This window comes from Ruegeria sp. ABD4_443 (assembly GCF_056160865.1).
In genome coordinates, this window is sequence record NZ_JBSWYA010000011.1 from 1 (window position 1) to 26285 (window position 26285).

The following is a 26285-nucleotide window of genomic DNA, read 5'->3' on the forward strand; positions in this document are numbered from 1 at the left end:
GTTAAGCAGACGCTGACGATGATTGGCATCCCCAGTAGCACCTACTACGATTGGTATGCGCGTTGGGTCGAAGGCGGGATCGATGCGCTTGACGCCTGGGTTGCCGTCACTCAAGCAGCTTGAATTCTGAACATCAGCATTTCTTGGTGGGTTTGCCGTTAAAATGACGACACCGTCGTATGCCCTGCAAGCCCGCGCTCAGAGCTGCGCCAACAACTCTTGGTGCCGCGCCGTATACGCATGCCGTACATCGACCGGTGGGCGCAGCTTGATCTGAAGCCCCTCTATCACCGCCTTGTCGGGGCGACCAAAGAACTTTGTCGCCTCACCTTCCGAAAAGCCTGCGATCTGGGTTGCCTCCATCCAGGCGCTGATCTTGTCGGCCTTCTTGATCTGCCGTTTCACCGTCTTGGGCACCTCGGCGGGCAGGCCGAACCGGATGTGGATGGCGGCGGCCAGGCGGTCATCCAGTGCGCCGTAATCGGGGCCGACCGCGGATTTGACGGGCGAGATCATGTCGCCGATCACATATTCGGGCGCGTCATGTAACAGTGCCGCCAACCGCCATTTCACCGGCGCTTTGGGTGCAATCCGTCCAAAAAGCTCTTCGACCAGCAGCGAATGTTCCGCCACGGAATAGGCATAATCCCCAGCGGTTTGCCCGTTCCAGCGGGCCACAAAGGCCAACCCGTGGGCGATGTCCTCGATCTCGATATCCACCGGCGTGGGATCCAGCAGGTCCAGCCTGCGGCCCGACAGCATCCGTTGCCACGCTCTGGGTTGTGTTGCCATTCTGCCATGCCTCGTGACGCGGGGCGCGATTGCGCCGGGTTTTTGTGGTATCATTTACGTGTTCGGATCACCGGCTGCCAACAATTTCTTGATTGTTCGTGCTTTGAAACGGCGCGCGGCGATACCGACATAAATACCGTGGGGGGCTTGCGCCGTCCTCGTGGTGTGCCCCTCTCGAAACGAAACCCGTAACGAAAGGAGCTTGTCATGTTCAAGCGATTGCTTGGTATTGCCCTGTTGTTTGGTATGGCTGCAACCGCGCCTCCGGTGTTGGCGCAGACCTGTGCGCAGCGCGACGTTGTAATTTCGAGACTGCAGGACAGTTATTCGGAACAGCTGATCTTTGGCGGTCTGCAAAAGATGCGCGGCGCCCAGTCCGTGATGGAGGTCTGGTCCTCGAAAGAGACCGGGACCTATACGGTTTTATTGACCCAGGCCAACGGCATAAGCTGTATTGTCGCCGCCGGCACGGATTTCTTTGAAGCGATACCGAAGGTTGAGGCAGACGGCACGCCAAGCTGAAAAACAGATGTAAGATGCGTTTACGGCCATCCGCGTTGCCACTGATCCAAAGGGATGTTAGTGGCAGCCCGATCATGATTTACCGGAGTGGAGCACCTGATGGCCGGGGACTATATCGTCAAAGACATCGCGCTGGCTGATTTCGGCCGCAAAGAGCTGGATATTGCCGAAACCGAAATGCCCGGGCTGATGGCCCTGCGTGCCGAATATGGTGACAGCAAGCCCTTGAAGGGCGCTCGCATCGTCGGGTCGCTGCACATGACCATCCAAACAGCCGTTCTGATCGAAACGCTGGTTGCGCTGGGCGCCGATGTGCGCTGGGCGTCGTGCAACATCTTCTCGACCCAGGACCATGCCGCCGCAGCGATTGCCGCCGCCGGTATTCCGGTCTTTGCCATCAAGGGCCAGACGCTGGAGGAGCACTGGGATTACCTGGACAAATCCTTCATGTTTGACGACGGCCCCAACTTGATCCTGGACGATGGCGGCGATGCGACGCTGTATATCCTGCTGGGCGCGCGCGCCGAAGCGGGCGAAGACATCATCCCCGTGCCGGGGTCCGAAGAAGAAGCCGTCATCAAGGCCCAGATCGCCAAGCGCATGGCGGCATCCCCGGGCTGGTTCACCAAGATGCGCGATCAGATCCAGGGCGTGTCAGAGGAAACCACCACCGGTGTGAACCGTCTGTATCAACTGGTGAAAGACGGCCACCTGCCCTTCCCGGCGATCAACGTGAATGACAGCGTCACCAAGTCGAAATTCGACAACAAATACGGCTGCAAGGAATCGCTGGTCGACGGTATCCGCCGCGCCACCGACACGATGATGGCCGGTAAGGTTGCTGTCGTCTGCGGCTATGGCGACGTGGGCAAAGGCTCGGCCGCCAGCTTGCGCGGTGCTGGTGCCCGTGTGAAAGTCACCGAGGTCGACCCGATCTGCGCGCTTCAGGCCGCGATGGACGGATTCGAAGTCACCCTGCTGGAAGACGAAGTTGCCAGCGCGGATATCTTCATCACCACCACCGGCAACAAGGACGTGATCCGTATCGAGCATATGCGCGCGATGAAGGACATGGCCATCGTCGGCAATATCGGCCATTTCGACAACGAAATTCAGGTGGCCAGCCTGAAGAACCACAAATGGACCAACATCAAGGAACAGGTGGACATGATCGAGATGCCCTCGGGCAACCGCATCATCCTGCTGTCCGAAGGCCGCCTGCTGAACCTCGGCAACGCCACCGGGCATCCGTCCTTTGTGATGTCGGCGTCCTTCACCAATCAGGTTCTGGCCCAGATCGAGCTGTTCAGCAAGGGCGATCAGTACGAAAACAAGGTCTATATCCTGCCCAAGCATCTGGATGAAAAGGTTGCCCGCCTGCATCTGGACCGGATCGGCGTGAAACTGACCAAGATGGACAGCGAACAGGCGGCTTATATCGGGGTCAAACCCGAAGGCCCGTACAAACCGGAACATTACCGCTATTGATTTCTGCGGTGTCCGAAAGTGGAACGGCGGCCGGTTCGGTCGCCGTTTTTCGTTTCAGCGCAGCTTGGGCATATGGTCGCCGCGCCCTTGCGGGGTCAGGTCCAGGATGTTCCACATGGGCCAGGCGGCATCCACATGCCTTGGGTGCCAGTCGCTGGGTTCAAAGAACAGTTCCGAGCACCAGAAATGGTGAATCCCGTCCGCGTCGCGCTGAAACACGTTCAGAATGGGCAATTGGCGCCCATCTTCGGATTGGCCCAGGTAATCCGCCTGATAGTCGCTGCCCAATGCAGAAAACAACGGCAGTGCATGCCAGCCCATCCGGGTTTTCAGCGCCGCCAGTTTCTGCGGCGTGTTCTGCGCCACGACGGCAAAGGCGGTTCTTTGGGTCAGATGGGCGATCTGGCCGTTCAACCCGTCCAGAAAAGCCGCACACATCGGGCAGGCGCTGTCTGCGTTCGGGCCAAACATCAGTGAATAGACCGCCAGCGTATCGTGCCCGCCGAACAGCGTGGACAGGGGCGCCGGAACGTCATCAAGCGTCCGAAAGGTATAATCCGTTGGGACCTGCCCCCCACGGGGCAAGGCGCGGCGCAGGGCCGCGACGTTTTCGATACGCGCCCGCAGGTCGGATTCGGCGGCCAAAAGCTCATTTCGCGCGGTTCTATACGCGGCACTTTCATTGGGCAGGGACACGGGCATGGGAACTCTCCTGGCGGCTTTGAGCGACATTGTTTAACGATAAAGTTAAATAAAGATCGACGAAAAAGCAACCCCGGCCATCGGCGGAGAATGGGTTAGGGGGAAAGTGTCGGATTTTTCCCTTTGTTCAATTCCACGGGCCAGTTACCGTATCCCCCGAGCCGGAACGGCCAGACCAAAACCAGGAGAGGACAATGGGAAAACGCGACGATCTGATCGCCAAATATGCAGAAGACCTGAAATCCAAGTGCGGCATGGAGCCGGACATGGATCTGCTGACCAAGGTAACCATCGGCTGCGGCCCGGCCATCTATGATGCTGACGCGTCGACAGTTGCGGCAAGCCAGGACGGCGAGCTGGAAACGGTCAAGAACAACTTCCTCATCAAAAAGCTGGGCCTGTCGGATGGTCCCGAACTGATGGAGGCGATCAAAAAGGCCATGGAAACCTATGGCATGTCCGAGCGCAACAAGTACCGTGCCGTGGTCTATTACATGCTGACCAAGCAGTTCGGAAAAGAGTCGGTTTATTCCTGACCCCTTGGAAACACCCTGCAACGCCCACCGCTGACCCGGTGGGCGTTGTGCATTTTAGGCATAATTTATCTACTTGATCGTTGTTTTGCAGCCGCAAGATGGGCTAATTGTTACCTGTGGCCAGGACGGTCAGAACCAGAAAAATACCCAGGAATTTCAATGCGTGTGGTGACTCGGGAGCACGCGGGGTAGGGAAGGTTCTGCATTGTCGGGGCCTTCCCTTTTTCGTTTCAACCGGCCGGTGTTTCGCCCAGCGTGCAGATGATTGCCCATTCGGCCTCGGTGACCGGTTGCACCGAAAGACGCGAATTGCGGACCAGAACCATATCGGCCAGGCGCGGGTCAGCCTTGATCTGGTCCAATGTCACCGGCGTGACAAAGGGGCGGACCGCCTTGATGTCCACGCATTCCCACCGGTCGTCATCGGTTGTGCTGTCGGGGTGGGCTTCGGCGCACACCTCGACAATGCCGACGACCGCCTTGTCCTTTTGCGAGTGGTAGAAAAACCCCCGGTCACCCCGTTTCATGTCGCGCATGAAATTGCGCGCCTGATAGTTCCGCACGCCGTCCCATTCTTCTCCGGCGTCACCTTTGGCGACCTGCTGGTCCCAGCTCCAGGTCGAGGGTTCGGATTTGAACAACCAATAGGCCATTACCCGATGACCTTTTTCCACGGGATCAGCTCAACCGACTGAAACAGACCGGCCTTTGCATAGGGGTCGTTTTCCGCCCAGCTTTGCGCGGCGTCCAGATCGGCAACATCCAGAATGACCAGCGACCCGATCATCGCGTCACCGTCCAACAACGGTCCCGCCTGGGACACCACGCCGGTTTCCTCGATATAGGCCAGATGCGCGGCCCGGTTATCCAGCCGGGTTTGCAGGGCGCCATCCTTGTCTCGGGCGATCAGGGCAATCAGCATGTCATTCCTCCTTGAGGGGTCGGTTTAGCAGGGATTGAATGGCCTCGGCGACACTATAGGCCCCAAGACTCAGATCAGCGACGGATGCGCTGATGGGCATGTCCAGCCCCTCGGCCGCGGCGATTTCGGCAACGGCGCTGGCGGTGGCCACGCCTTCGACTGTGGTTTCGCTGTCAAAGGGCAGGCCCTGACCAAGGGCAAGGCCAAAGCGGAAATTGCGCGACAGATCCGACGAACAGGTCAGCACCAGGTCGCCCAGCCCGGACAGGCCCATCAGGGTCTCGGCGCGGGCGCCACGCAGCCCGGCAAGTCGCTGCATTTCGGCAAATCCGCGGGTCATCAGCGCGGCGCGGGCGCTTTCGCCAAGCCCCGCCCCGATGCAGGCCCCGCAGGCAATGGCCATCACGTTCTTGAGCGCACCGCCCAATTCGGCCCCGACCACGTCGGTGGTCCGATAAAGGCGCAGGGTCGCGGTCGTCAGGTCCGCCTGCAGGGACTGACCCCGTTCGGCATCTTCGCAGGCCAGCGTCAGCGCAGTGGGCAGCCCGCGGGCGATGTCATCAGCGAAACTGGGTCCGGTCAGCAGGGCAGGGCAGGCATCGGGCACCATTTGGGCGATGACGGATACAGGCCCCAACCCCGAGGTCACCTCGATCCCTTTGCAGCAGGCCACCAATGTCCGACCGGTCAAAGATGACCGGTGGTCAGCCAGGGCGGCGCGCAGCTTTTGCATCGGTATGGCCAGCAATACAGTCTCGGCCCGCGCCGCCTGTGCGATGTCGGTGGTGACCGCAAGGTTTGCGGGCAGCTCGGCACCGGGCAGCCGGGCCTCGTTTCTGCGGGTGTCGCGCATGGCCCTGGCCTGATCCCGGTCCCGTGACCAGAGGGTGACAGGCCCGTTTCCGGCCAGAGATATCGCCAGCGCCGTTCCAAACGCCCCGGCACCCAGCACGGAAACACTCATGCCTTTGCACCTTTCTTGCCACCGCCCAGCATCGCGGGGCTGGTTTGGTCCAGCGGCCAGCGGGGGCGAGCGGCCAGGTCCATTCCGTCCCGAGCGCCGGTGCGAAACCGTTCGATACCGGCATAGGCAATCATTGCCGCGTTGTCGGTGCACAAGGCCAGCGGCGGGGCCGTAAATCGCGTGTCGGTTTGGGCGCAAACAGTCTCTAACGCTTGCCGAATGGCCTGATTTGCCGCGACCCCGCCAGCGACAGCCAAAACCGGATCGGTCAGTTCATGGGCCAGGTATTGAGCAATCGCGCGCCGGGTCTTTTCGGCCAAGGTATCCACAATGGCCTGCTGGAAACCGGCGCACAGATCGGCCCGGTCCTGGCGGGTCAGGCCGCCCTTGTCGCGGACGATCTGGTCACGCATCCGCATCAGCGCCGTCTTGAGCCCTGAAAAGGACAGATCACAGCCCTCCCGGTCCAACAGGGGGCGGGGGAATCTGAAACGCCCGGCATCGCCGTGTTTGGCTTCGGCCTCGACCGACGGGCCGCCGGGTTGCGGCAGGCCCAGCAGGCGGGCGGTCTTGTCGAAGGCCTCGCCCGGTGCATCGTCGATGGTTCCGCCCAGCCGGGTGAATTCATCCGGGCCGCTGGCGATCAGGTATTGGCAATGCCCGCCCGATACCAGAAGCATGAGATAGGGATAGCCCACCTGATCCGTCAGGCGCGGTGTCAGGGCGTGACCGGCCAGATGGTTCACGCCCACCAAAGGCAGACCCGTTGCCGCGCACAGCCCCTTGGCGCACATCACGCCCGAGATCACGCCGCCAATCAGCCCCGGCCCCGCCGTCACCGCGATTGCGTCAATCGCCCCCAGCCCGACACCGGCCTGGTCCAGGGCCTGTGCGACGCAGACATCCAGCTTTTCGGCATGCGCGCGGGCGGCTATTTCCGGCACCACGCCGCCAAAATCACTGTGCAATTCGGTCTGGCCATGCACCACCGATGACAGGATCTGCGCCGCGCCGTCTTCGGCCTGACGCACGACCGCGGCGGCGGTGTCGTCGCAGCTGCTTTCAAGTCCGAGAACGGTTAATGTTTGCACCATTGGCCTGATCCATTGCATCATGACTGACAAGCGGGGTATCACCCTGCGCGGACGCAAACAATCCCAAGGCCGAGAGTGCCGATCGTTGTATTTGTTGATGACCCGCCCTCGTGCCGCCTCGGAACGGTTTGTTGCGCAACTTCCAAACCGCATCCGGTCAAAGGTGCGCATTGTGCATTCGCCCCTGCTGGACATCAGGACACTTGCCGTTGACGTGCAGACTGGCGATATGCGCGGTCTGGTTTTTACCTCGGCCAATGCGGTCAACGCGGCGGCAACGCTTGGTGTCGACAGGTCGCTGCCCGCCTATTGCGTCGGTCAGGCCACAACCGGAACCGCCAAAGGGGCCGGGTGGAATGCGCAGATGGTTGGCGCCACCGCCGAGGAACTTGTCGCGGCCTTGCTGCGGATACGCCCCGAAAGCCCGTTGTTACATCTAAGGGGCGAACACAGCCGTGGCGACGTTTCAGAACACCTGACCGAGATGGGCCTGACGGTGCATGAACAGCCGATTTACCAGCAGCGCCTGTTGCCGCTGACCGCAGAAGCCGCCGAAATGGCGGCCGGTTGCGACCCGGTCGTGGCGCCGATCTTCTCGCCGCGCACCGCGCGACAATTTGCCGATGTCTGGACGGGACCTGCGCCCCTGTGGTTGGTCGCGATCAGCGAAGCGACCGCAGAACCCCTTGAAACATTGGGGTATGAGCGTTTGAAAGTCGCCAAGCGGCCAACGCCCAAAAAGATGCGGAAGGCCGTTAAAAAGCTTGTGAAACATGTGATGCGGGTTGAGGGTAATCTAGGCCCGGATTAACCTGACCGGGTCTGTAGTTCGTTTGTTTTTTGGAATCGATAAGGGGAATGCGACGGTGGCTGCCAAAAAGGACAGGGATCAGGAACCGGTGGACAACCCGAAATCGGATCTGACGGAACAGGACGCACACCCGGAGACCGAAGCGCCGGAAGCGCCATCCGGTGTTGACGGCTTGGGCGAACCGGTCGAGGGCTCCTCCGAAGCCGAAGCCGAAGCCGAAGCCGAAGCCGAAGCCGAAGCCGAAGCCGAAGCCGAAGCCGAAGCCGAAGCCGAAGCCGAAGCAAAAACGCCAGAGCGTGTTGTTGAAAAACGCGGCGGTTTCGTTCCTGCCCTGATCGGTGGGGTCCTTGCAGCCGCGCTTGGGTTCTTTGCGGGGCGCAGCGACGTGATATTGCCCGGCGGGTCCGACCCGTCCGACGCCATTGCTGCGCTGGAAACCAAGCTGTCCGACCAGACGGACCAGATCGCGGCGTTGACTAAATCCGTGACCGATGGCGCAGGTCTGGCCGACAAGGTGAACGCCCTGACCAGCCAGATTGATCCTGTGGCCAGCGAGCTGGACGCGCTGAAGGCCAGCGTTGACGGCCTCGCGGGCAAAATCGACCCGCTGACCAGCCGGTTGGCCGATCTGGAAAGCGGCACCCTCACACAAGGTGCCTCGCCCGAAACAACGGCCGCCTTCGAGGCCGAGCTGAAAAAGTTGCAGGAGTCGCTGACCGCGCAGCGGGCCGAAGTGGAAAAGATGGTGGCCGACGCGCAGGCGCTTGAGGCGAAAGCCGCCGCCGAAGCGCGCGCCGCCACCAATGCGGCGATCCTGTCGCGCCTGCATGGGCAACTTGATGCCGGGCAGCCCTTTGCCGACCTGGTTGCCGAACTTCAGGCCGGTGGCCTGGATGTGCCCGACGCGCTGACGTCTTCGGCGGTAAACGGGGTTCCGACCGTGGCCGCCCTGCAGGAATCGTTCACGCCTGCGGCGCGCGTGGCATTGGCCGCAGCGCGCGAGGCGGACAAGGGGTCCGGTCTGGTGGCGTTTTTGCAGCGTCAGACGGGGGCGCGATCGGTCACACCCAAAGATGGTGACGACCCCGACGCCATCCTGTCGCGGGCCCAGGCCGCGCTGGCTGACGGTGACATTGCCACCACCCTGACAGAGCTGAAATCCCTGCCCCAGGACGCCCAGCCAGCCTTGGCCGATTGGGAACAGGCCGCCCAGACACGGGTTTCCGCCGTGGCTGCCGCACATGCGCTTGGTTCAAGCGCGAACTCGAACTGAAGGTCCTGCCATGCTGTGGTCATTGTTAAAGATCCTTGTTTTTGTTGCGATTATCGGCCTTCTGGCCATGGGTGCCATGTTCCTGATGGATACCAGCGGCGGCGTGCAGGTCACGGTTGCCGGCATGGAATACACGCTTAGCCCATTGCAATCGGCCATGGCGCTGGGTGTGCTGGTGTTTGGGGCGTGGCTGTTTTTCAAATTGCTGGGCCTTCTGATCGCCACGTTGAAGTTCCTCAATGGTGATGAAACCGCCCTGTCGCGCTATTTTGACCGCAGCCGGGAACAACGCGGGTATCAGGCGCTTTCCGACGGCCTGATGGCGCTGGCCTCGGGCGAGGGGCGCATGGCCATGACCAAGGCCACCAAGGCCGAAAAGCTGCTGAACAAGCCCGAATTGACCAACCTGCTGGTTGCGCAGGCGGCAGAGATGACCGGGGATACGAAAAAGGCGTCTGATACCTACAAGAAACTGGTCACCAACAACGCCACCCGGTTTGTTGGTGTGCGCGGCATCATGAAACAGAAGCTTGCCGAGGGGGATGACGAAACCGCGCGCAAGCTGGCCGAGAAGGCGCTGTTGATCAAGCCGCGCCACCAGGAAACGCAGGATGTGCTGCTGAACCTCCAGACCAAGGTGCAAGACTGGGCCGGGGCCCGGTCGACGCTGACCGCCAAGCTCAAGGCCGGGTATCTGCCGCGCGACGTGTTCAAACGCCGCGATGCGGTTCTTGCCCTGTCCGAGGCCCGCGACATCCTGAACGAAGACGCGACGGTCGCACAACAAGAGCACGCGATCGAAGCCAACCGCCTGTCGCCTGACCTGGTTCCAGCTGCCGCCATGGCGGCGCGGGCCTATATCGCCAAGGGCAAGGCGCGGGCCGCCGCCAAAATCCTGAAAAAGGCCTGGGATGTGCAGCCTCACCCGGATCTGGCGCATGCCTTTGCCGAAATTGCGCCCGAGGAAACTCCGCAGGAGCGGATTAAACGGTTTGCCACCCTGACCAGGACGCACCCGGACAACATGGAAACGCGGCTGATTCTGGCCGAGCTGAACATCGTGGCCGAGGATTTCCCCGAAGCGCGCCGCGCGCTGGGCGATATTGTCGAAAAGCAGGCCGATGCGCGCGCCTATACCCTGATGGCCGCAATCGAGCGGGGCGAGGGGGCGACGGATTCGGTCGTGCAGGGCTGGTTGGCCAAGGCGTTGAACGCCCCGCGCGGGCCGCAATGGGTCTGTGACAATTGCCATGACATCCAGCCGGAATGGGCCCCGGTCTGTCAGAACTGCCACAGCTTTGACACGCTCAGTTGGCAAACCCCGCAAACGCCGGAAATCGCCAGTGCAACCGGTGTTCACATGCTGCCCCTGATCGTCGGCGCGCTTGAGGACAAATCGGCCCCCGCCGAACCGGCACCAGAGGACGAGCCCCCCGAGGCAGAGGTGATCGAGGTCGATGCAGAATCGGTTCCCGAGGATGCGCAGAAACCCTGAGGAGAGCGGGCCGGTCATACCGTCTGCCCCGGACAGGAGGTCACGGTGAACAGGGCCCTGCAGATCGAAAGGCTTGAAAACCGGGTGCAGATGCAACCCGGTGACATGCCCGCGATCAAGCGGCTGGTGACCTTGCTTGAAATGCAGCCAGGCAAAGCCGGGCGCGCGGGCCGTTTTGGGAGTGTGCAGGCCGAGATCCGCAAAACATTGCGCCCTGGATGGCAAAAGGCCTTGGCCGATCCTGCCCGCACGCATGCGCATTATTCCCGATGGGTGGGGTTTTTGGATGCCGCCGGGGTCACGCGTGTTCCGCCCATCGGGCAGATTTTTTCGGGCCGGGCCATGACCATCAACGGCGTTCATGCGCATTGCGGCGAACGGTTGAAATTCTTTGCCGAGACCGGCGCGATCTCGCGATTGTGCCACGATTGCTACAAGGTTCAGATCCTGCCGGGGTCGGTTGCGGCCCTGTTCCAGACCTATTTCCTGTTGCTGTCGCTGGACCTGCCGGACGACAACGCGCGCAAGTGTATGATCGAACTGCGTGACGGGATCAAATACCCATACAAGGCCTATATCTATTGCCAATCCATCCCCGAGGCGCGCGCCTGTCTCAAAGCCTTTCGACAGGCCCAGAGCAAGGCGAATGTCACGGGCGTGACCTCGAAAATCTCGCACGGGTGTTCGGAATACGGGGCGAAATACCCCGATTTCAAATTCTCGGATGCTGACGAGGTGGCCGCGTTTCAAACGCCGCCGGATTGGGCGGATATTGAAAAGCGGTACTTTTCCAAACTGGACCTGCCGACCCCGGCGCGCACCACAAATACAAGGCCCGACATCAGCCTGCGCGATGTCTGCGCCTTTCGCACCTGGGTGGAATATGGGCAGATCATCGGCGACCCAAGCAGCACCGGCTTTGCGGGCGCAGCCCCGGAATTGCCCCGGGCCTTTGTCACACGGGTTCGGGCCCAGGCGCGCATCCGCAACCGCGAAATGGCAGAGCTTGCCCCGCGGGGCTAAGGCCCAGTGCAACGCAAATCCTTGACTTGCAAACGATTATGCGCGTTCTCTGAACGTAAGATCAGTCAAATTCACAGCGGGGCGTCGCGTGCCCTGCGCGCGCTGGATGGCTGGGGTCTGGCGGTTGTCGCCGCAGGGATGGTGTTTGGTCAAAGGTGACGGTGTTCATACTTCCCCGCCCGGTTTTGGGGTTATTCAGGCCCTTAGAACTGCCATTGGCGCTGTCGAAAAGGATGCTGTTATGCCCAGAGACCGGTTTCACGCCCTGCCGCGATTGCATCGGATATGATTGTCGAGCTTTATGTTGCGGCTTGCGCGCTGGCTTTGGCTGGGCTGTTGTGGTGGCGCAAGGGATTCCTGCTGACATATCTTGGTCTTGGCGGGTTGTTCTGCGCCGGGGTTGCGTGGCTGGGCGTTGATGCCACCGGCATTGGCCTGATGGCCCTGTCGTTTCTGATGGCGCTGGTCGGTCCGGCCATTCGGTTGATGTGGATCGATTTGCGTGACATTGCGCGCAAACTGGGCCGCGGTCACCTGTTCCGGCTTGCGGCGCGCAGCTTGCTGCTTTGGTTGCCGATCGGGCTTCTTGCGCTTGGGTCTGTCCTGTTGATCCAGTGGCGCAATGAAAAGGTGGTAACCGAGGTCTATGACCTGCCCGAAGTTCCCTGGTCGGCCTGGAACGGCGCGTGCCAGAAAATCCTGTGCAAGGGCGACGGGCCTGATTTGCGCCGTGACATGCACGCCTCAGTGGACCGTATCGGTGCGGCGCTGCAATCGCAGGTCGAAAGGCGGCTGGATGCCCGATTGTCCAGCATCGACATGCAGTCGGACAATCTGCGTAACGAACTGACACGGACGCTGTTCCACCATGACGAGGGGATGTTGCCGGACACGTTTACAAAATTCTCGGGTATCCAGGTTCCGGGCTGCAATTGGTTGCTTGCCGTGGTCTGGCCGCCCGAGGTCAAGGATTGCCTGCAGCGTTCGATCCTTAAACCGATCGCCGATACCTATGCCTCGGCCCGATCAGAGTTGCAGACCGAGGTGAACACCGCGCTGAATGCCGGGCAGGGCAAGATCGAAGGCGGAACCGATGCGGTCCGCACGCTGATCCTTGGCGGGTTGAACGAAAGGGTTCAGACCGCGACCAGCCGCATCAACCAGGGGATTGATGCGCTTTTCCTTGCTGGTCTGGTCCTGTCGATCCTGTCGTGGATTTCGCTGTCGATGGTCACGCTGAAAAGCTATCTGACGATCCTGGCGCGCCATGTCTTTGATACCAAGTCCGGTGGCATGTTCCTGACTGTGGGCGCACCGCAACAGGGTGACGCCGCGCTTGCCGGGCAGGACATTACCCGGACCGACGGGGCCAACGGGTACAAGATCCCGCTTGGCGACCAGCTGTGGTATGGCAGCTTTGGCCATATCGTACGCCCCATCGAGTTCGGGCGCCCCACTTATCCCAGGCTGGGCCAGTTGCTGTTTCAGCGCCTTTTTGCCGCCAAGATGCGCATGCAGCGGTTCGATCCCCAAAGCTTTGACACGATTGGCGGCCAGGCCGATTTTTCCTTTCGGTTTGTCCGTGTTGACCTGCCCGAGGGGCGGAAACTGTATTTCAATGTCAAAAACCTGGCGGCCTTTTCGCAGGGCGTGCGGTTTCGAAGCGTCTTTAGCCTGAAACTGGCCGCGATCCTTCAGTACCGGCTGTTCTTTTCGGTGGTCGAGGGGCCGGGTTCGGTGATTTTGCGTGTGGACGGCGGCACCATGCGCCTTATGCCCCCGGACGAGGCCGAGGGTGCCGACCCGATGGACCTGGCGGCCTTTGACTGGGGCGGGCAATTTGCCGTGCGGGCGCAGCATGATTTCCTGAGCGTTTACAGCGAAGGCTATACAATCGTGCCCGAGGACAGGACATTTGTCATCCGTCACGCACCGCAGCGGTTGGTACGCAGGGGCGGAAAGCTATTGCGCAAAACGCTGTTCTTCCTTCTTCCGATCTAGCCTGTGCCTTTGCCGGTCTGGTACCTCGCGTCACCTAAGATCCGGTCAAAATGCCCAAAGGCGCCAGCGTCCGAAAGGTTCCGATGTCCCGGCAGGGCATCGCGCCCAAAGGGGTCGCGGCAAAAGGCTTGGACGGGGGCACCGTTGGAAGCCCCATCATTTGTGACAGTTTTTTGACCAAAACCCGAGTCTGTGATGAAAGTTTAAGCAGACTTTCCCAATTCTCTGGCGGGGTTTGGCATGCAAATTGCCAAGCTTGCCGCGATGCAGCGACCGTATCGATGCCCGCGACGGATTTGCCCCGGGGGTGTGTGACGGCTGTGCGAATTGGACCTCGGACAGGTTCGACACACAAAACGCAACAACGGTTGCGGGGAACAGGACGAAGAAGAGCACGCTTCTGCGCGAGCCCTCTCTTGTTGCCCCGCCAGGAGGTAAACATGACATTTCTGAAATCCACGCTCGCCGGATCGGCGCTTTTTGCCGCTATGGCAACCGCGGCGCTGTCGGCGGAAGACACCATCAAGGTCGGCGTATTGCATTCGCTGTCGGGTACGATGGCGATCTCGGAAACCACGCTGAAAGACACGATGCTGATGCTGATCGACCAGCAAAACGCCAAGGGCGGCTTGCTGGGCAAGCAGCTCGAGGCGGTTGTGGTCGACCCGGCCTCGGACTGGCCCCTGTTTGCTGAAAAAGCGCGCGAGCTGCTGACGGTGCATGACGTTGACGTCATCTTTGGCAACTGGACCTCGGTCAGCCGTAAATCGGTTCTGCCCGTGATCGAAGAGCTGAACGGCCTGCTGTTCTATCCGGTTCAGTACGAGGGCGAGGAAAGCTCGAAAAACGTATTCTACACCGGTGCCGCGCCGAACCAGCAGGCGATCCCTGCGACCGATTATTTCCTGGACGAACTGGGGGTCGAGAAATTTGCGCTGTTGGGCACCGACTATGTCTATCCGCGTACCACCAACAACATCCTTGAAAGCTATCTGAAGGGCAAAGGCATCGCGGACGAGGATATCTTTGTCAATTACACGCCTTTCGGTCATTCGGACTGGTCCAAGATCGTGGCGGATGTGGTCGCGCTGGGCGCGGATGGTAAAAAGGTTGGCGTGATCTCGACCATCAACGGTGACGCCAACATTGGTTTCTACAAGGAACTGGCGGCTGCGGGTGTTTCGGCGGATGACATTCCGGTCGTGGCCTTCTCGGTCGGCGAAGAAGAGCTGTCGGGCCTGGATACCGCCAACCTGGTCGGGCACCTGGCGGCGTGGAACTATTTCCAGTCGGCCGACACGGACGTGAACGCCGAATTCGTTGAGACATGGAAAGCCACCATGGGCGAGGACCGCGTAACCAACGACCCGATGGAGGCGCATTACATCGGCTTCAACATGTGGGTGAACGCCGCGACCGAAGCCGGTTCGACCGAGGTCGACGCCGTGCGCGCCGCGATGTACGGGCAGGAATTCCCGAACCTGACCGGCGGAACCGCCGTGATGCTGCCGAACCACCACCTGGCCAAGCCGGTGCTGATCGGTGAGATCCAGGAAGACGGTCAGTTCGATATCATCAGCGAAACCGATGTTGTGCCGGGCGACGCCTGGACCGATTTCCTGCCGGAATCAGCGGTTCTGAAATCGGATTGGAAAGATCTGGGTTGCGGTATGTACAACACCGAAACCGAGACCTGCGTTCAGACCCTGTCGAACTACTAAACCCCTCGCAAGGCGGGTGTAACCGCTCGCCTTGCCCAAGACATTCGGGTTTCACCACATGTTACGACTATTCCTTGCGAGCCTCGCAATCCTGTGCGCTTGCCTGACCGCCAACGCGCAAGAGACCGGCCTGCAGCCGATCCTGCAGGCCCATCAGGACATCATCGCCAAAAGCTCTCGCAAGACGATTGGACCGGCGATTGATGCAATTGCGGCCAGCGAATTGCCGCAGGCGCAGGTGATGCTTGAGACATGGGCCGCCAAGGACATGTGGATGCGCAAGTCCGATGGTCTGTTCTTTGCAGGCAAAAAATCCGAGGGGCGTTCCTATGAGCTGATCGATTTCGACACCGGAGAAGTCGTTGGCACGTTTGAGAAATCCGACCTGAAGCAGTTGAAACCCAACAGCGGCATTCGCGCGATGATCGGCACGGCGTTGGTCACGTTTCAGTTGACCGACCCTGACCGCAACAAGCGGCTGGCTGCCCTGCAATCGATTCAGCGCGATCCCGAGGCGGCCTTGTTGGCCCCCCTGCGCGCCGCGATCGACGGGGAACCCGACGCCGCCTTGAAGGCGCAGAAACAGCGGCTGGAACGGCTGTTGAGCATTGGGTTCGACGAAGACACAACTGCCCGCGTGGCCGCGATCACCGATATGTCCGGCGACCTGGGCGTGGATGTCCGTGCGGCGCTGAACCCGCTGGTTGTGACGACGCGCCAGGTCGCGGTCGAATTGCCGGGCAATGCGAACATTGCCGCGATCCTGAAGCCTGGATCAGAGGCCCTGACGCGCGACGCGGCCTATGATCTGTTGGTCGCCAACGACCTGGCAACGCCGCGAGTGTCGGCCGACGATATTCGTGCAGCATTGGCCGCCAATATCGAAGGCGGGCGTGTAGGTGACATTCCGGTGGCGCAGCTGGATTCGGATGCCAAGCGCGTGCAAGCCTATTCCGTGCTGGCCGAGGCCGGTACAGTGCCGGCTTTCATCACCCCGGCGGATGTTGACGCAGCGCTTGGCGCGCATGTCTTTTTTGACGTCTATTCCGAACCCTCGGCAGAGGTGACCGCCGCCGCCGAGAAGGCGCTTGAACGGATCGAGTTGAAAGTCGGTCTGAACCAGACGCTTGACCTGTCGCTGGATGCGATATCGCTGGCGTCGATCTATTTCCTGGCTGCCATTGGCCTTGCCATTACATTCGGCGTCATGGGCGTGATCAACATGGCCCATGGCGAGTTCATCATGATGGGCGCCTATACCGGCTATGTGGTGCAACAGTTCATCCCCGACCATACGCTGTCGATCATCGTCGCCATACCGATGGCCTTTGCCGTCACCTTCGCCATGGGCGTCGCGATGGAGCGGCTGGTGATCCGCTGGCTCTATGCCCGCCCGTTGGAAACACTTCTGGCGACGTTTGGCATCTCGATTGCCCTGCAGCAGTTGGCCAAGAATATCTTCGGCACGCAGGCGCGACCGCTGACCGCGCCCGGCTGGCTGGACGGGGCATGGGTGCTGAACGATGTGGTTTCGATCAGCTATATCCGCATCGCGATCTTCGTCTTGGCGATGATCTTTCTGGGGCTGTTCCTGTATATCATGAAACGCACGCGCCTGGGGCTTGAGATGCGCGCGGTGACGCAGAACCCGCGCATGGCCGGGTCGATGGGGATCAATCCGGGGCGGGTGAACATGCTGACCTTTGGGCTGGGTTCCGGGATTGCCGGAATTGCCGGGGTTGCGATTGGTCTGTTCGCCAAGGTCACATCGGACCTGGGCAGCGATTACATCGTTCAAAGCTTCATGACCGTTGTGGTCGGCGGGGTCGGCAATATCTGGGGCGCGCTGGCGGGCGCGGGCATGATCGGCGGCCTGCAAAAGGGGATCGAATGGATGAACCCTTCAAACACCCTTGCGGCGCAGACCTATATGATTGTCTTCATCATCATCTTCATCCAGTTCCGGCCGAGGGGCATTATCGCCCTCAAGGGCCGCGCGGCGGGGGACTGAGCCATGGAACGCAGCTTTATCGCCAAGAACCCGTCCGTCCTGGTCTTTCTGGCCATCCTGTCGCTGTTCACCATCGCCGTCACCGTCCTGTCCGAAGGGTTCGGGATCGGCGTGATCTCGACCAGTTTCGTCAAGACGCTGGGCAAGACCCTGTGCCTGTGCCTGATCGCCGTTGCGATGGACCTTGTCTGGGGCTTTACCGGTATCCTGTCGCTGGGCCATTTCGCCTTTTTCGGGCTGGGCGGGTACATGATCGGCATGTGGCTGATGTATGAACGCACGCGCCTGATCGTGGTCGAGTCGCTGTCGCGTACCGACATACCGCCAACACCGTCCGAGGTCGTCGATGCCATTGGCGCGCAGATCTTCGGGGTTGTCGGTTCATCGGATTTCCCGCTGATCTGGGCCTTTGCCGACAGTTTGGTTCTGCAACTTGTCCTGGTGGTTCTGGTGCCGGGCCTGCTGGCCCTTGTCTTTGGCTGGCTGGCCTTTCGCAGCCGCGTGACGGGTGTGTACCTGTCGATCCTGACCCAGGCGATGACGCTGGCGCTGGCGCTGTACCTGTTCCAGAATGACAGCGGCCTGCGCGGGAACAATGGCCTGTCGGGCCTGCAGAACCTTCCTGGCGTTACCGCCTCGCAGGACGTGGTGTCGATCTGGTTCCTCTGGGCCTCGGCGCTGGCGCTGGGGCTGGGGTACCTCCTGGCGGCGTGGATCGTGTCGGGCAAGTTCGGCCTGGTGATCCGCGGTATCCGAGACAACGAGGCGCGGGTGCGGTTCCTGGGCTATTCCGTCGAAGTCTATAAACTGGCCGTGTTTACCCTGACCGCCTGCATCGCAGCGATTGCAGGGGCGCTTTATTATCCGCAGGCCGGTATCATCAACCCCGAGGAAATAGCCCCCATCGCCTCGATCTACCTGGCCGTCTGGGTGGCCATCGGCGGGCGCGGGCGGTTGTATGGCGCGGTCATCGGTGCGGCGGTGGTCAGCCTGCTGAGCACATGGTTCACCGGGGGCCAGGCGCCCGATATTTCGCTTGGGTTCTATACGATCAAATGGGTCGATTGGTGGCAGGTCCTGCTGGGCGTGTCTTTCGTTCTGGTCACATTGTTTGCACCGCAGGGGATCGGGGGCCTGTTTGACCTGTGGGCCAACCGTCGTCACCCGGACCGGCATGGTACGAACCTTGGCCCCGATGACAGCTCTCTGCGTGAGAAGGAGGCCCTTGAATGAGCACATTGCTTGAGGTCAGCGGCGTATCGGTCACCTTTGACGGGTTTCGCGCAATCAACAACCTGTCGTTCCAGATCGGCAATGCCGAACTGCGCGCGGTGATCGGGCCGAACGGGGCGGGCAAGACGACCTTCATGGATATCGTCACCGGCAAGACCCGGCCCGATGAGGGCCGCGTGATCTGGGGTGAAAAGTCCGTGTCGCTGCTGCAGATGAGCGAGGCCCGGATCGCGCAGGCCGGGATCGGCCGCAAGTTTCAAAAGCCCACCGTGTTCGAGGACCAGACCGTTCAGGAAAACCTGTTGATGGCGCTCAAGAACAAACGGGGTTGGCTGGGTGTCCTGTTCTATCGGCCTTCGGGGCCCGATTTGGACAAAGTCGAAGAGCTGGCCACCGAGATCGGGTTGAAGGACGAATTGACCCGCAAGTCGGGCGAGCTGAGTCACGGGCAGAAACAATGGCTGGAAATCGGTATGCTGCTGGCGCAGGAACCGCGCCTGCTGTTGGTCGATGAACCGGCTGCCGGCATGACGCCACAGGAACGCGAACATACCACCGACCTGCTTGTGCAGGCATCCAAGACCCGCGCCGTGGTCGTGGTCGAACACGACATGGAGTTCGTGCGCCGCCTGAATTGCAAGGTCACGGTCCTGCACGAAGGGTCGGTTCTGGCCGAAGGCAGCCTGGACCATGTCACATCAAATCAGGACGTCATCGACGTCTATCTGGGGCGCTAGGCGATGTTGAAACTGACGGATCTGACGCTGCATTACGGGCATTCGCAAATCCTTTACGGTATCTCTATGGAGGCCGCGCTGGGCGAGGTGACCTGCGTGATGGGCACGAACGGGGTTGGCAAGACCAGCCTGATCAAGGCCATTTCCGGCACGCATCCGCGATCGGGGGGCGATCTGAGCCTGGGCGGCGAAAGCCTCGGTATCCTGCCCGCCCATCGCATGGCGTGGAAAGGGGTTGGCTATGTCCCGCAGGGGCGCGAGATATTCCCGCTGTTGACGGTGCGCGAAAACCTTGAAACCGGCTTTGCCTGCCTGCCGGCCAGCGACCATTTCATCCCGGATGAAATCTTTGATCTTTTCCCGGTGCTCAAGCAGATGCAGAACCGGCGCGGGGGCGATCTGTCCGGCGGTCAGCAACAGCAGCTGGCTATAGCCAGGGCGCTGATTGCCAAGCCACGCCTTTTGTTGCTGGACGAACCAACCGAAGGGATTCAGCCCAACATCATCGCGCAGATTGGCGAGGTCATTCGCCACCTCAGGTCAAAGGGCGAAATGGCGATCGTTCTGGTCGAACAGTATTTCGATTTCGCCTATGATCTGGCCGACAGGTTCGTCGTCCTCAGGCGCGGCGAGATCATGATCGAAGGAACCAAACAGGATGTTTCCCGCGACGAGGTTCTGCAGGGCGTGACCGTCTGATCCCGCGCCGTCTGACCCGCGGCCGCTTGCAGAACGGGGCGCGCAGGCGGGCAGGGGCATGCCCACCCTGTCCGGACCCTGCATAAAGGCCCCGGACCGGTTCGGATTGCATTGCCGGATGACGCCCGCTATCCGTCAGGCACAAGCGAGGAGGACGCCGTGACAAATTACGCCTTCGACCCGCCCAAGCCCGTCGCCTTGCCAATCGCGGGCACCGACGTGGAGTTTCCGGTGCGCCGTGTCTATTGCATCGGTCGCAACTATGCGGCCCATGCGGTTGAAATGGGCCATGACCCGGATCGCGAGCCCCCCTTTTTCTTTCAGAAGAACCCCGACAATCTGGATGCCAGCGGGTCTTTCCCCTATCCGGCGCAGTCATCGGATGTCCATCATGAGGTCGAGTTGGCTGTTACGCTCGGATCTGGCGGCACCAATATTCCGGTTTCAGATGCGCTGAACCATGTCTTTGGTTACGCGGTTTCGCTGGACATGACGCGGCGCGACCTGCAGGCGGCGCAAAAGAAAATGGGCCGTCCGTGGGAGATCGGAAAAGCCTTTGAGCGGTCCGCCCCAATTGGTCCGATCCATACTGCCACCAGCGTTGGGCATTTGTCCGCGGGCCTGATCGAACTGACGGTCAACGGCGAAACCCGCCAGCGGGGCGATCTGAACCAGATGATCTGGAAACTGCCCGAGATGATCTCGTACCTGTCAGAATATTTCGACCTTGCGCCCGGCGACGTGATCCTGTCGGGAACCCCGTCCGGCGTTGGCCCCGTTCGCAAGGGCGACCAGATGACCGCCCGCATCGCGGGTCTGGCTGAACTGACGGTAAATGTGATCTGACCACGCCAGCCCATGGACCGGCCAGAAAGGTCACGCAGTCGGACGACGCGCCTAATTCTCAGCCAGGCTGAAAGGTCTTGGGTATAACTATCGGGGGATTTGGTGCCCAGGAGAGGCAACAACACATTGTTTTGCATTGTATTTTTCTGATCTTTCCTGATCCTATCCCCCTAAAAATATGGCTGTGCTTGTCTTGCGCTGGCTTGTTGTGTCCGTCCGCATCCACTACATTAAGGTGGATACTTAGGGGGATACGTAATGCGCGCTCAGAACAGGCTTTCGGCTCAATTCGTTAAGACAGCGCCCGTGGGAAAGCACTGTGATGGCGCTGGGCTTTGGCTGGTGAAGCGCGAGGATGGCGGGGCGCAGTGGGTGCAACGTGTGACCGTTTACGGCAGGCGCAAGGAAATGGGCCTGGGTGGTTTTCCAACCGTGTCTTTGGCCGAAGCCCGCAAACAGGGCGAACGCTGGCGAAAAGTCGCGGCTGCGGGGCGCAACCCGATCAAGGAACGCGAAGCCGAAGCACGCGTAGCACGGCGCGAAGATATATCGCTAGCCATTATTACTGCGGACGCCTTCGAAACCCGCAAGGCGGAACTGAAAGGCGATGGCACAGCGGGGCGGTGGTTGTCGCCTCTTAACCTTCACGTTTTGCCGAAGCTGGGCAAAGTCCCCGTGACCGAAGTTGACCAGCGCGACATTCGCGACACACTGGCCCCTATCTGGCACACAAAGGCCGACACGGCGCGTAAAGCCTTGAATCGCCTTTCAATCGTGATGAAGCACGCGGCAGCGCTGGGCTTAGATGTAGATTTGCAGGCGACCGTAAAGGCAAAGGCGTTGCTTGGGAAAACCCGGCATGTACCGAAGAACATCCCGGCGATGGATTGGCGCGATGTGCCTGACTTCTATGCAAGCCTCGAAGAACCGACGCTTACCCATCTGGCCATGCGCCTTCTAATACTGACCGGCGTGCGCTCCGGGCCGCTACGCAACATCCGCATAGACCAAATCGAAGGCGATGTGTGGACCGTGCCAGCAGAAGCGATGAAGGGCCGCAAAGGCGCGACCAGTGATTTTCGCGTGCCCCTATCGGAAGAAGCCCAGCGCGTGATTGACCTTGCACGCCCGCACGCCCGAAACGGCTACCTGTTCCCCAACAGCCGCAAAGGCGTGATTAGCGACATGACGCTTTCGCGTCATATGGAACGGCGCGGGTTAGAAGCGCGCCCACATGGGTTCCGCACGAGCCTGCGAACATGGTTGGCCGAAGCGACTGACGCCCCGCACGAAGTCGCAGAAGCGATGTTGGCGCATGTGGTGGATGGTGGTGTAGTGCGCGCCTATCGCCGCACAGACTACCTCGAACAGCGCGCCAAGTTGGCTGACCGCTGGGCTGACCATGTGACTGGTGGCGCTGGGCAAGTTGTTAAGCTGGCAGGGGCGCTGTGATGGAATCCGAGTTTGATGTAGATTGCCTACCTGCAGGCCTCATTGAGGCCATCGAGCGACATTTTCCCGATACCTCAATCTCGTATCAGCCGACTTTTGGAATCTCTAAGCCAAGTGAACTCATCGCGGTTCAGCTATATGATGCATATCATAATCCTCTTTTGGCGTTTGGGCTTGGGCCAAACGAAGGAGATTGGGCGCGGGTTCAGAAAGCAGCGACTGAATTACAACGGGCGATAAAGGCTCTTGGGCAGGATGGGATACGCGAACTCAGTTGGGCGGCTCCTCTATGGTGGGACCGCGACAAGCCTCTTTCCTATGAGGCTTATCTGTTGGCTGCTCTAGCGAAGGACGCAGCATCGGAAATGAGGGTCAAGCGTAAGGCTGGAGTCAAGGCAAGTAAGAAACGCGATTGGCGTTCGGCAGCGCTTGCAAAAACTGCGCGAAAAATATGGGCAGAACAAAAGTGGCAATCGAACTCCGAACACTATGGCCCTGTCGTTCCAAACGAGTTGTCCATCCTGGCTCTTCCCGAAAACGAACGGCGCGCCGAAAAAAAGCGTTTTTTGGAGTATGAAACTCATCTTGAAGAATTTGCACCTAAGACGGAGAAGCACGACGCTCCCGGGCCATTTGGCCGACTCTTAAGCGACATTCTATGTGTGTTCGGCTGCAGCGGTTCAGCTGCATCTGCCCTTCGATCCATGGTCCAAGCGCAGGACGCCATAGGCGGCGTTAGCAGAAACGCAAAAAAAATTTAACTTCCTGCTGACGCGCATACGCACTCATCGGGGCACCTTCCAACCATCCTGAATGACTAAGGATGAGAAGAAGGAAGCATCGATATGCAAACATATCTGACTTTGACTGAGTTGCGCGCCAAGTTGGGCAACCGCTCGCGCAGCGCGATTTACACCGACCTCGCGACAGGACGCCTGCCCCAACCCATCAAGCTGGGCGGCCGTATCTATTGGGCCGAGGACGAGGTTGACGCCCATCTGCGCAACCTTCGTGGGGAGGCGGCGTAACCATGGCTAAAACGAGAACCCCCGGCGCGCTGGCGGGCGCGGCCGGGGCAGAAAAGCATTTCCAGGCGGATGCGGAATGCCTTTCTACAATACCACAACCCATAGCCAAGCGCCACATTTCCGGGACGCCTTATCCTGTCACTCCCCGATTTGGTGAGCCGTTTAGAATTGTTGTCGGGGGCCGAGACCGCTGGGCGCTCGAAGAACTACGTAAGGCCAGTGTGAAAGGCTGCACGCCTATCAAAAACCCTGCGCCGAGGTGGAGCGGGTATGTGTTCAACCTTCGCGAACTCGGAGTGGAAATCGAAACCATCACCGAACCGCATGAAGGCGACTTTCCGGGGCATCACGGGCGCTATGTGCTGCGCTCTTGCGTTACCCCAGAGTGGAAAAGGGGCGCACAATGACCCGTTTGCAGATCCTCTACCTGCGTCGCCTTCACGGTCTAACCCAAGCGCAGGCGCACGCTCTGGCGGTTTTGATTTGGGGGGCGAGCGAATGAGTGATGCACGCGACCTGACAACTGTGCTGGGCGGCAAATGGTATCGGAGATATGGGGCGGCATCTTGCCCCGTATGCCAGCCGGAGCGGAACAAAATACAGAACGCATTAACATTGGCCGATGGCCGCAATGGTCGGCTGTTGCTGGATTGCAAGAAAAGCGGCTGCGCCTTTCTCGACATTCTGGCGGCGGCTGGCGTCCGCTCAAGCGATTACACGCCCCCAGACGCGGCAACGCTGGCCCAGCGCGACGCTGAGCAGAAGGCCGAAGCGGCAAAACGGGCGGCGCAAGCAAAACAGGTCTGGACCGAAGCGCAGCCCATCTCGGACACGCTGGCGGAAACCTATCTGCGCGGACGCGGCATCACCTGCGACTTGGGCCAGGTTTTGCGCTTTCACGGGCAATGTTGGCATGGACCGACCGCTAAACGCTATCCTGCGTTGGTGGCAGCTGTGCAGGGCGCAAGCCTGCCTGCGGTACATCGCACCTACCTGCGCGTCGACGGTTCTGGCAAAGCAGACATTGACCCCGCCAAGTTAATGCTGGGGACCGTCGCTGGCGGCGCTGTAAGGCTCACTGAAGGGCCGGGGCCGCTAGTGGTGGCAGAAGGCATTGAAACCGCCCTAAGCCTTGCGTCTGGCCTTCTGCGCACGCCTGCGACCGTTTGGGCCGCGCTGTCTACATCCGGCATCCGAGGGCTGCGCCTTCCTGCCCATCCGGGGCGGGTAACGATTGCCCCCGATGGCGACAGAGCGGGCCGTGAAGCTGCAAACGCATTGGCCGCGCGGGCACATGGGTTGGGCTGGCAAGTATCGCTGTTGCCCGCCCCCGATGGTCGCGACTGGAACGACATTCTTACCATGAAAGGGGAAGCCGCATGACAGCCCCCCAGCCAATCCCCTTCACGCCCGAAGAACCGCAACCGCTGGTGCGCGAGATTGCTCCAGGCACAGCCTATCCCGTTAACGCGCTGGGGCCGCTGCGCGCGGCCGTAGAGGCGGTGCAAGGCATCACGCAAGCCCCTATCGCCATCCCGGCACAATCGGCGCTGTCGGTCGCCTCACTGGCGGTGCAAGGCTTTGCGGATGTGGAAACACTGGGCGGGCCGCGTGCGCTTTCGCTCTACGCGTTGACCATCGCCCGAAGCGGCGAACGGAAATCAGCCTGCGACGCCCCGCTGATGGCAGCGCTGCGCGACCATGAAAGAGAACAGGCAACCGTCCAGCGCGAAGCATTGGAAAGCTGGCGGAATGCACAAGCGCTCTGGAAGGGGGAACGCGACCGCATCCTCTTGGACGCCAAGAAAGGCAAAGGTGAAAAGCGCACGGCGGCACAAGCCGACCTCGAAGCCCTGGGGCCGGAGCCCGACGCCCCGCCATCGGCTGACCGGACCGTGACTGAGCCGACTTTCGAAGGGCTGACTAAGCTTTTTGCGACGGGCCAGCCCAGCCTTGGCCTTTTCTCGGATGAAGGCGGGCAATTCCTTGGCGGGCACGCCATGAACTCAGACAACCGGCAAAAGACGTTGGCCGCGTTGAATGACCTTTGGCAAGGCAACCCGATACGGCGCACGCGCTCGGGTGATGGTCATGCGACGCTCTACGGTCGGCGGCTGGCGGTGCACCTTATGGTGCAGCCGACCGTGGCACAGGGCTTCATGGCTGACCCGTTGGCGGCGGATACGGGCTTTCTGCCCCGCTTCCTGATGTGTGAACCGCCCAGCGCTATTGGAACCAGGATGCAAGCCAACGCGCGGCGCGATGACATGGCGGTTGGGGCATTCGAGGCACGGCTGAGCGCTATTCTTGAAGCGCCCATGCCGATAGACCCGGATACCCGCGAACTGAAGCCGCGCATTCTTGGCCTTGCCCCCGACGCTCGCACATTGCTGGCAGGTTTTGCCGACGCGACCGAAGCCGCGCAGGCAGATGGCAGAGACTTGGCGCACATCACCGGAACGGCATCGAAAGCGGCAGAACAGGCGGCACGCATTGCGGGCGTGTTGACCCTGTGGCGCGACCTCGAAGCCTCGCATGTGCTTGCCAGCGACATGGCTGATGCCATCACATTGGCGCAATTCTATCTGTCTGAGGCTTCACGGCTCGCAAGCGCTGCAACGGTATCGGCGGAAATCGATAAGGCCGAAGCCTTGCGCCGCTGGCTTCTGAAAAGCTGGCCGCATCCTGAAATCATGGTGCGCGATGTGGTGCGGCTGGGGCCGAACGCGCTTCGCGAAAGCCCAAAGGCGCGGGCCGCGCTGGGCATCTTAGAAAAGCATGGGTGGCTGGTGCGACTGGACGGGGGCACTGTTGTGCGTGGGGCAGCGCGGGCCGAAGTTTGGCGTACAGTGCGGGTTTGTGGCGATGTGGTTTGACGCACAATCCGAACTCGCAAAGCTGGGCGGGGAGCGTGAAAAGAACCTCAGCCCCGCTG

At 60.7% G+C, this 26285-nt stretch carries 27 protein-coding genes; 21 read left to right on the plus strand and 6 right to left on the minus strand.

Features of this window, described 5'->3' with window-relative positions:
* Positions 1–12: 12 nt before the first annotated feature.
* Positions 13–123, plus strand: a complete 111-nt coding sequence (locus ACXAG8_RS16700) for a helix-turn-helix domain-containing protein (RefSeq protein ID WP_475229722.1) — start codon at positions 13–15, stop codon at positions 121–123.
* 75 nt (positions 124–198) lie between these two features.
* Here the strand turns inward: ACXAG8_RS16700 and ACXAG8_RS16705 are convergent, their stop codons facing one another.
* Positions 199–792, minus strand: coding sequence for an HD domain-containing protein (locus ACXAG8_RS16705; protein ID WP_475229414.1), 594 nt, complete (start codon positions 790–792; stop codon positions 199–201).
* Between the two features lie 207 nt (positions 793–999).
* Here ACXAG8_RS16705 and ACXAG8_RS16710 point away from each other — a divergent pair, with 207 nt between their 5' ends.
* Both ACXAG8_RS16710 and ahcY read left to right on the plus strand, forming a co-directional pair.
* A complete protein-coding gene (locus ACXAG8_RS16710) occupies positions 1000–1314 on the plus strand; it encodes a hypothetical protein (protein ID WP_475229417.1) in 315 nt (104 codons plus the stop codon).
* A gap of 99 nt (positions 1315–1413) precedes the next feature.
* On the plus strand, positions 1414–2802 hold the full coding sequence (gene ahcY / locus ACXAG8_RS16715; protein ID WP_475229421.1) for an adenosylhomocysteinase: 1389 nt from the start codon (positions 1414–1416) through the stop codon (positions 2800–2802).
* Between the two features lie 54 nt (positions 2803–2856).
* Here the strand turns inward: ahcY and ACXAG8_RS16720 are convergent, their stop codons facing one another.
* Positions 2857–3504 carry a DUF899 family protein gene (locus tag ACXAG8_RS16720; protein ID WP_475229428.1) on the minus strand — a complete coding sequence of 216 codons (648 nt, stop codon included), beginning with the start codon at positions 3502–3504 and terminating at the stop codon, positions 2857–2859.
* Positions 3505–3698: 194 nt separating this feature from the next.
* Between ACXAG8_RS16720 and ACXAG8_RS16725 the strand changes: the two genes are divergently transcribed.
* Entirely contained in the window at positions 3699–4040 is a 342-nt protein-coding gene (locus tag ACXAG8_RS16725) for a DUF2853 family protein (protein WP_475229431.1), read from the plus strand.
* A 230-nt stretch (positions 4041–4270) separates the two neighbouring features.
* On the opposite strand, the gene ACXAG8_RS16730 is transcribed toward ACXAG8_RS16725, so the two are convergent.
* Genes ACXAG8_RS16730 through tsaD form a run of 4 tightly spaced genes read right to left on the minus strand, consistent with a single transcriptional unit; the run spans position 4271 to position 7020 of the window.
* Positions 4271–4693, minus strand: a complete 423-nt coding sequence (locus tag ACXAG8_RS16730; RefSeq protein ID WP_475229438.1) for an EVE domain-containing protein — start codon at positions 4691–4693, stop codon at positions 4271–4273.
* On the minus strand, positions 4693–4962 hold the full coding sequence (locus ACXAG8_RS16735; protein WP_475229443.1) for a YciI family protein: 270 nt from the start codon (positions 4960–4962) through the stop codon (positions 4693–4695). The genes ACXAG8_RS16730 and ACXAG8_RS16735 overlap by 1 nt, the downstream gene beginning before the upstream one ends.
* Before the next feature lies 1 nt (position 4963).
* The gene (locus ACXAG8_RS16740) at positions 4964–5926 is read right to left on the minus strand and encodes an NAD(P)H-dependent glycerol-3-phosphate dehydrogenase (protein ID WP_475229446.1); all 963 of its coding nucleotides are present in this window, start codon (positions 5924–5926) and stop codon (positions 4964–4966) included.
* Positions 5923–7020: a tRNA (adenosine(37)-N6)-threonylcarbamoyltransferase complex transferase subunit TsaD gene (tsaD, locus tag ACXAG8_RS16745; protein WP_475229451.1), complete on the minus strand. Its 1098-nt coding sequence runs from the start codon at positions 7018–7020 to the stop codon at positions 5923–5925. The genes ACXAG8_RS16740 and tsaD overlap by 4 nt, the downstream gene beginning before the upstream one ends.
* Before the next feature lie 97 nt (positions 7021–7117).
* Between tsaD and ACXAG8_RS16750 the strand changes: the two genes are divergently transcribed.
* From ACXAG8_RS16750 to ACXAG8_RS16830, 17 genes are all read left to right on the plus strand, one after another.
* On the plus strand, positions 7118–7831 hold the full coding sequence (locus ACXAG8_RS16750) for a uroporphyrinogen-III synthase (RefSeq protein ID WP_475229456.1): 714 nt from the start codon (positions 7118–7120) through the stop codon (positions 7829–7831).
* Positions 7832–7886: 55 nt separating this feature from the next.
* A complete protein-coding gene (locus ACXAG8_RS16755; RefSeq protein ID WP_475229459.1) occupies positions 7887–9104 on the plus strand; it encodes a COG4223 family protein in 1218 nt (405 codons plus the stop codon).
* A gap of 10 nt (positions 9105–9114) precedes the next feature.
* Positions 9115–10599 carry a heme biosynthesis HemY N-terminal domain-containing protein gene (locus tag ACXAG8_RS16760; protein WP_475229462.1) on the plus strand — a complete coding sequence of 495 codons (1485 nt, stop codon included), beginning with the start codon at positions 9115–9117 and terminating at the stop codon, positions 10597–10599.
* Between the two features lie 45 nt (positions 10600–10644).
* Entirely contained in the window at positions 10645–11622 is a 978-nt protein-coding gene (locus tag ACXAG8_RS16765; RefSeq protein WP_475229465.1) for a hypothetical protein, read from the plus strand.
* A 285-nt stretch (positions 11623–11907) separates the two neighbouring features.
* On the plus strand, positions 11908–13623 hold the full coding sequence (locus tag ACXAG8_RS16770; protein WP_475229471.1) for a hypothetical protein: 1716 nt from the start codon (positions 11908–11910) through the stop codon (positions 13621–13623).
* Positions 13624–14063: 440 nt separating this feature from the next.
* Positions 14064–15344: an urea ABC transporter substrate-binding protein gene (gene urtA, locus ACXAG8_RS16775; RefSeq protein WP_475229479.1), complete on the plus strand. Its 1281-nt coding sequence runs from the start codon at positions 14064–14066 to the stop codon at positions 15342–15344.
* A 58-nt stretch (positions 15345–15402) separates the two neighbouring features.
* Entirely contained in the window at positions 15403–17355 is a 1953-nt protein-coding gene (gene urtB / locus ACXAG8_RS16780; RefSeq protein WP_475229484.1) for an urea ABC transporter permease subunit UrtB, read from the plus strand.
* A 3-nt stretch (positions 17356–17358) separates the two neighbouring features.
* The gene (gene urtC / locus ACXAG8_RS16785) at positions 17359–18588 is read left to right on the plus strand and encodes an urea ABC transporter permease subunit UrtC (protein WP_475229487.1); all 1230 of its coding nucleotides are present in this window, start codon (positions 17359–17361) and stop codon (positions 18586–18588) included.
* Positions 18585–19325: an urea ABC transporter ATP-binding protein UrtD gene (gene urtD, locus ACXAG8_RS16790; RefSeq protein ID WP_475229490.1), complete on the plus strand. Its 741-nt coding sequence runs from the start codon at positions 18585–18587 to the stop codon at positions 19323–19325. Before urtC ends, urtD begins: the two co-directional genes overlap by 4 nt.
* Positions 19326–19328: 3 nt before the next feature.
* Positions 19329–20024, plus strand: a complete 696-nt coding sequence (gene urtE / locus ACXAG8_RS16795) for an urea ABC transporter ATP-binding subunit UrtE (protein ID WP_475229493.1) — start codon at positions 19329–19331, stop codon at positions 20022–20024.
* 159 nt (positions 20025–20183) lie between these two features.
* Complete coding sequence (locus tag ACXAG8_RS16800) at positions 20184–20870, plus strand: fumarylacetoacetate hydrolase family protein (protein ID WP_475229496.1); 687 nt, start codon at positions 20184–20186, stop codon at positions 20868–20870.
* A gap of 258 nt (positions 20871–21128) precedes the next feature.
* Positions 21129–22322, plus strand: coding sequence for a tyrosine-type recombinase/integrase (locus ACXAG8_RS16805; protein ID WP_475229501.1), 1194 nt, complete (start codon positions 21129–21131; stop codon positions 22320–22322).
* Positions 22322–23083 carry a hypothetical protein gene (locus tag ACXAG8_RS16810; RefSeq protein WP_475229505.1) on the plus strand — a complete coding sequence of 254 codons (762 nt, stop codon included), beginning with the start codon at positions 22322–22324 and terminating at the stop codon, positions 23081–23083. The genes ACXAG8_RS16805 and ACXAG8_RS16810 overlap by 1 nt, the downstream gene beginning before the upstream one ends.
* 84 nt (positions 23084–23167) lie before the next feature.
* A complete protein-coding gene (locus ACXAG8_RS16815; RefSeq protein ID WP_475229509.1) occupies positions 23168–23350 on the plus strand; it encodes a helix-turn-helix transcriptional regulator in 183 nt (60 codons plus the stop codon).
* A 2-nt stretch (positions 23351–23352) separates the two neighbouring features.
* A complete protein-coding gene (locus ACXAG8_RS16820) occupies positions 23353–23757 on the plus strand; it encodes a winged helix domain-containing protein (RefSeq protein WP_475229512.1) in 405 nt (134 codons plus the stop codon).
* A gap of 91 nt (positions 23758–23848) precedes the next feature.
* Positions 23849–24733: a DUF7146 domain-containing protein gene (locus tag ACXAG8_RS16825; protein ID WP_475229520.1), complete on the plus strand. Its 885-nt coding sequence runs from the start codon at positions 23849–23851 to the stop codon at positions 24731–24733.
* Entirely contained in the window at positions 24730–26226 is a 1497-nt protein-coding gene (locus ACXAG8_RS16830) for a YfjI family protein (RefSeq protein ID WP_475229524.1), read from the plus strand. The genes ACXAG8_RS16825 and ACXAG8_RS16830 overlap by 4 nt, the downstream gene beginning before the upstream one ends.
* Positions 26227–26285 lie beyond the last annotated feature (59 nt).

Coding starts and splice junctions, on each gene's coding strand:
- ahcY (WP_475229421.1), top strand. CDS start 1,414: ATGGCCGGGGACTATATCGTCAAAGACATCGCGCTGGCTGATTTCGGC.
- ACXAG8_RS16735 (WP_475229443.1), bottom strand. CDS start 4,962: ATGCTGATTGCCCTGATCGCCCGAGACAAGGATGGCGCCCTGCAAACC.
- urtC (WP_475229487.1), top strand. CDS start 17,359: ATGGAACGCAGCTTTATCGCCAAGAACCCGTCCGTCCTGGTCTTTCTG.
- ACXAG8_RS16730 (WP_475229438.1), bottom strand. CDS start 4,693: ATGGCCTATTGGTTGTTCAAATCCGAACCCTCGACCTGGAGCTGGGAC.
- ACXAG8_RS16720 (WP_475229428.1), bottom strand. CDS start 3,504: ATGCCCGTGTCCCTGCCCAATGAAAGTGCCGCGTATAGAACCGCGCGA.
- tsaD (WP_475229451.1), bottom strand. CDS start 7,020: ATGGTGCAAACATTAACCGTTCTCGGACTTGAAAGCAGCTGCGACGAC.
- urtB (WP_475229484.1), top strand. CDS start 15,403: ATGTTACGACTATTCCTTGCGAGCCTCGCAATCCTGTGCGCTTGCCTG.
- ACXAG8_RS16705 (WP_475229414.1), bottom strand. CDS start 792: ATGGCAACACAACCCAGAGCGTGGCAACGGATGCTGTCGGGCCGCAGG.
- ACXAG8_RS16805 (WP_475229501.1), top strand. CDS start 21,129: ATGCGCGCTCAGAACAGGCTTTCGGCTCAATTCGTTAAGACAGCGCCC.
- urtE (WP_475229493.1), top strand. CDS start 19,329: ATGTTGAAACTGACGGATCTGACGCTGCATTACGGGCATTCGCAAATC.
- ACXAG8_RS16815 (WP_475229509.1), top strand. CDS start 23,168: ATGCAAACATATCTGACTTTGACTGAGTTGCGCGCCAAGTTGGGCAAC.
- ACXAG8_RS16750 (WP_475229456.1), top strand. CDS start 7,118: ATGACCCGCCCTCGTGCCGCCTCGGAACGGTTTGTTGCGCAACTTCCA.
- urtA (WP_475229479.1), top strand. CDS start 14,064: ATGACATTTCTGAAATCCACGCTCGCCGGATCGGCGCTTTTTGCCGCT.
- ACXAG8_RS16760 (WP_475229462.1), top strand. CDS start 9,115: ATGCTGTGGTCATTGTTAAAGATCCTTGTTTTTGTTGCGATTATCGGC.
- ACXAG8_RS16710 (WP_475229417.1), top strand. CDS start 1,000: ATGTTCAAGCGATTGCTTGGTATTGCCCTGTTGTTTGGTATGGCTGCA.
- ACXAG8_RS16825 (WP_475229520.1), top strand. CDS start 23,849: ATGAGTGATGCACGCGACCTGACAACTGTGCTGGGCGGCAAATGGTAT.
- ACXAG8_RS16820 (WP_475229512.1), top strand. CDS start 23,353: ATGGCTAAAACGAGAACCCCCGGCGCGCTGGCGGGCGCGGCCGGGGCA.
- ACXAG8_RS16770 (WP_475229471.1), top strand. CDS start 11,908: ATGATTGTCGAGCTTTATGTTGCGGCTTGCGCGCTGGCTTTGGCTGGG.
- ACXAG8_RS16810 (WP_475229505.1), top strand. CDS start 22,322: ATGGAATCCGAGTTTGATGTAGATTGCCTACCTGCAGGCCTCATTGAG.
- ACXAG8_RS16725 (WP_475229431.1), top strand. CDS start 3,699: ATGGGAAAACGCGACGATCTGATCGCCAAATATGCAGAAGACCTGAAA.
- ACXAG8_RS16830 (WP_475229524.1), top strand. CDS start 24,730: ATGACAGCCCCCCAGCCAATCCCCTTCACGCCCGAAGAACCGCAACCG.
- urtD (WP_475229490.1), top strand. CDS start 18,585: ATGAGCACATTGCTTGAGGTCAGCGGCGTATCGGTCACCTTTGACGGG.
- ACXAG8_RS16740 (WP_475229446.1), bottom strand. CDS start 5,926: ATGAGTGTTTCCGTGCTGGGTGCCGGGGCGTTTGGAACGGCGCTGGCG.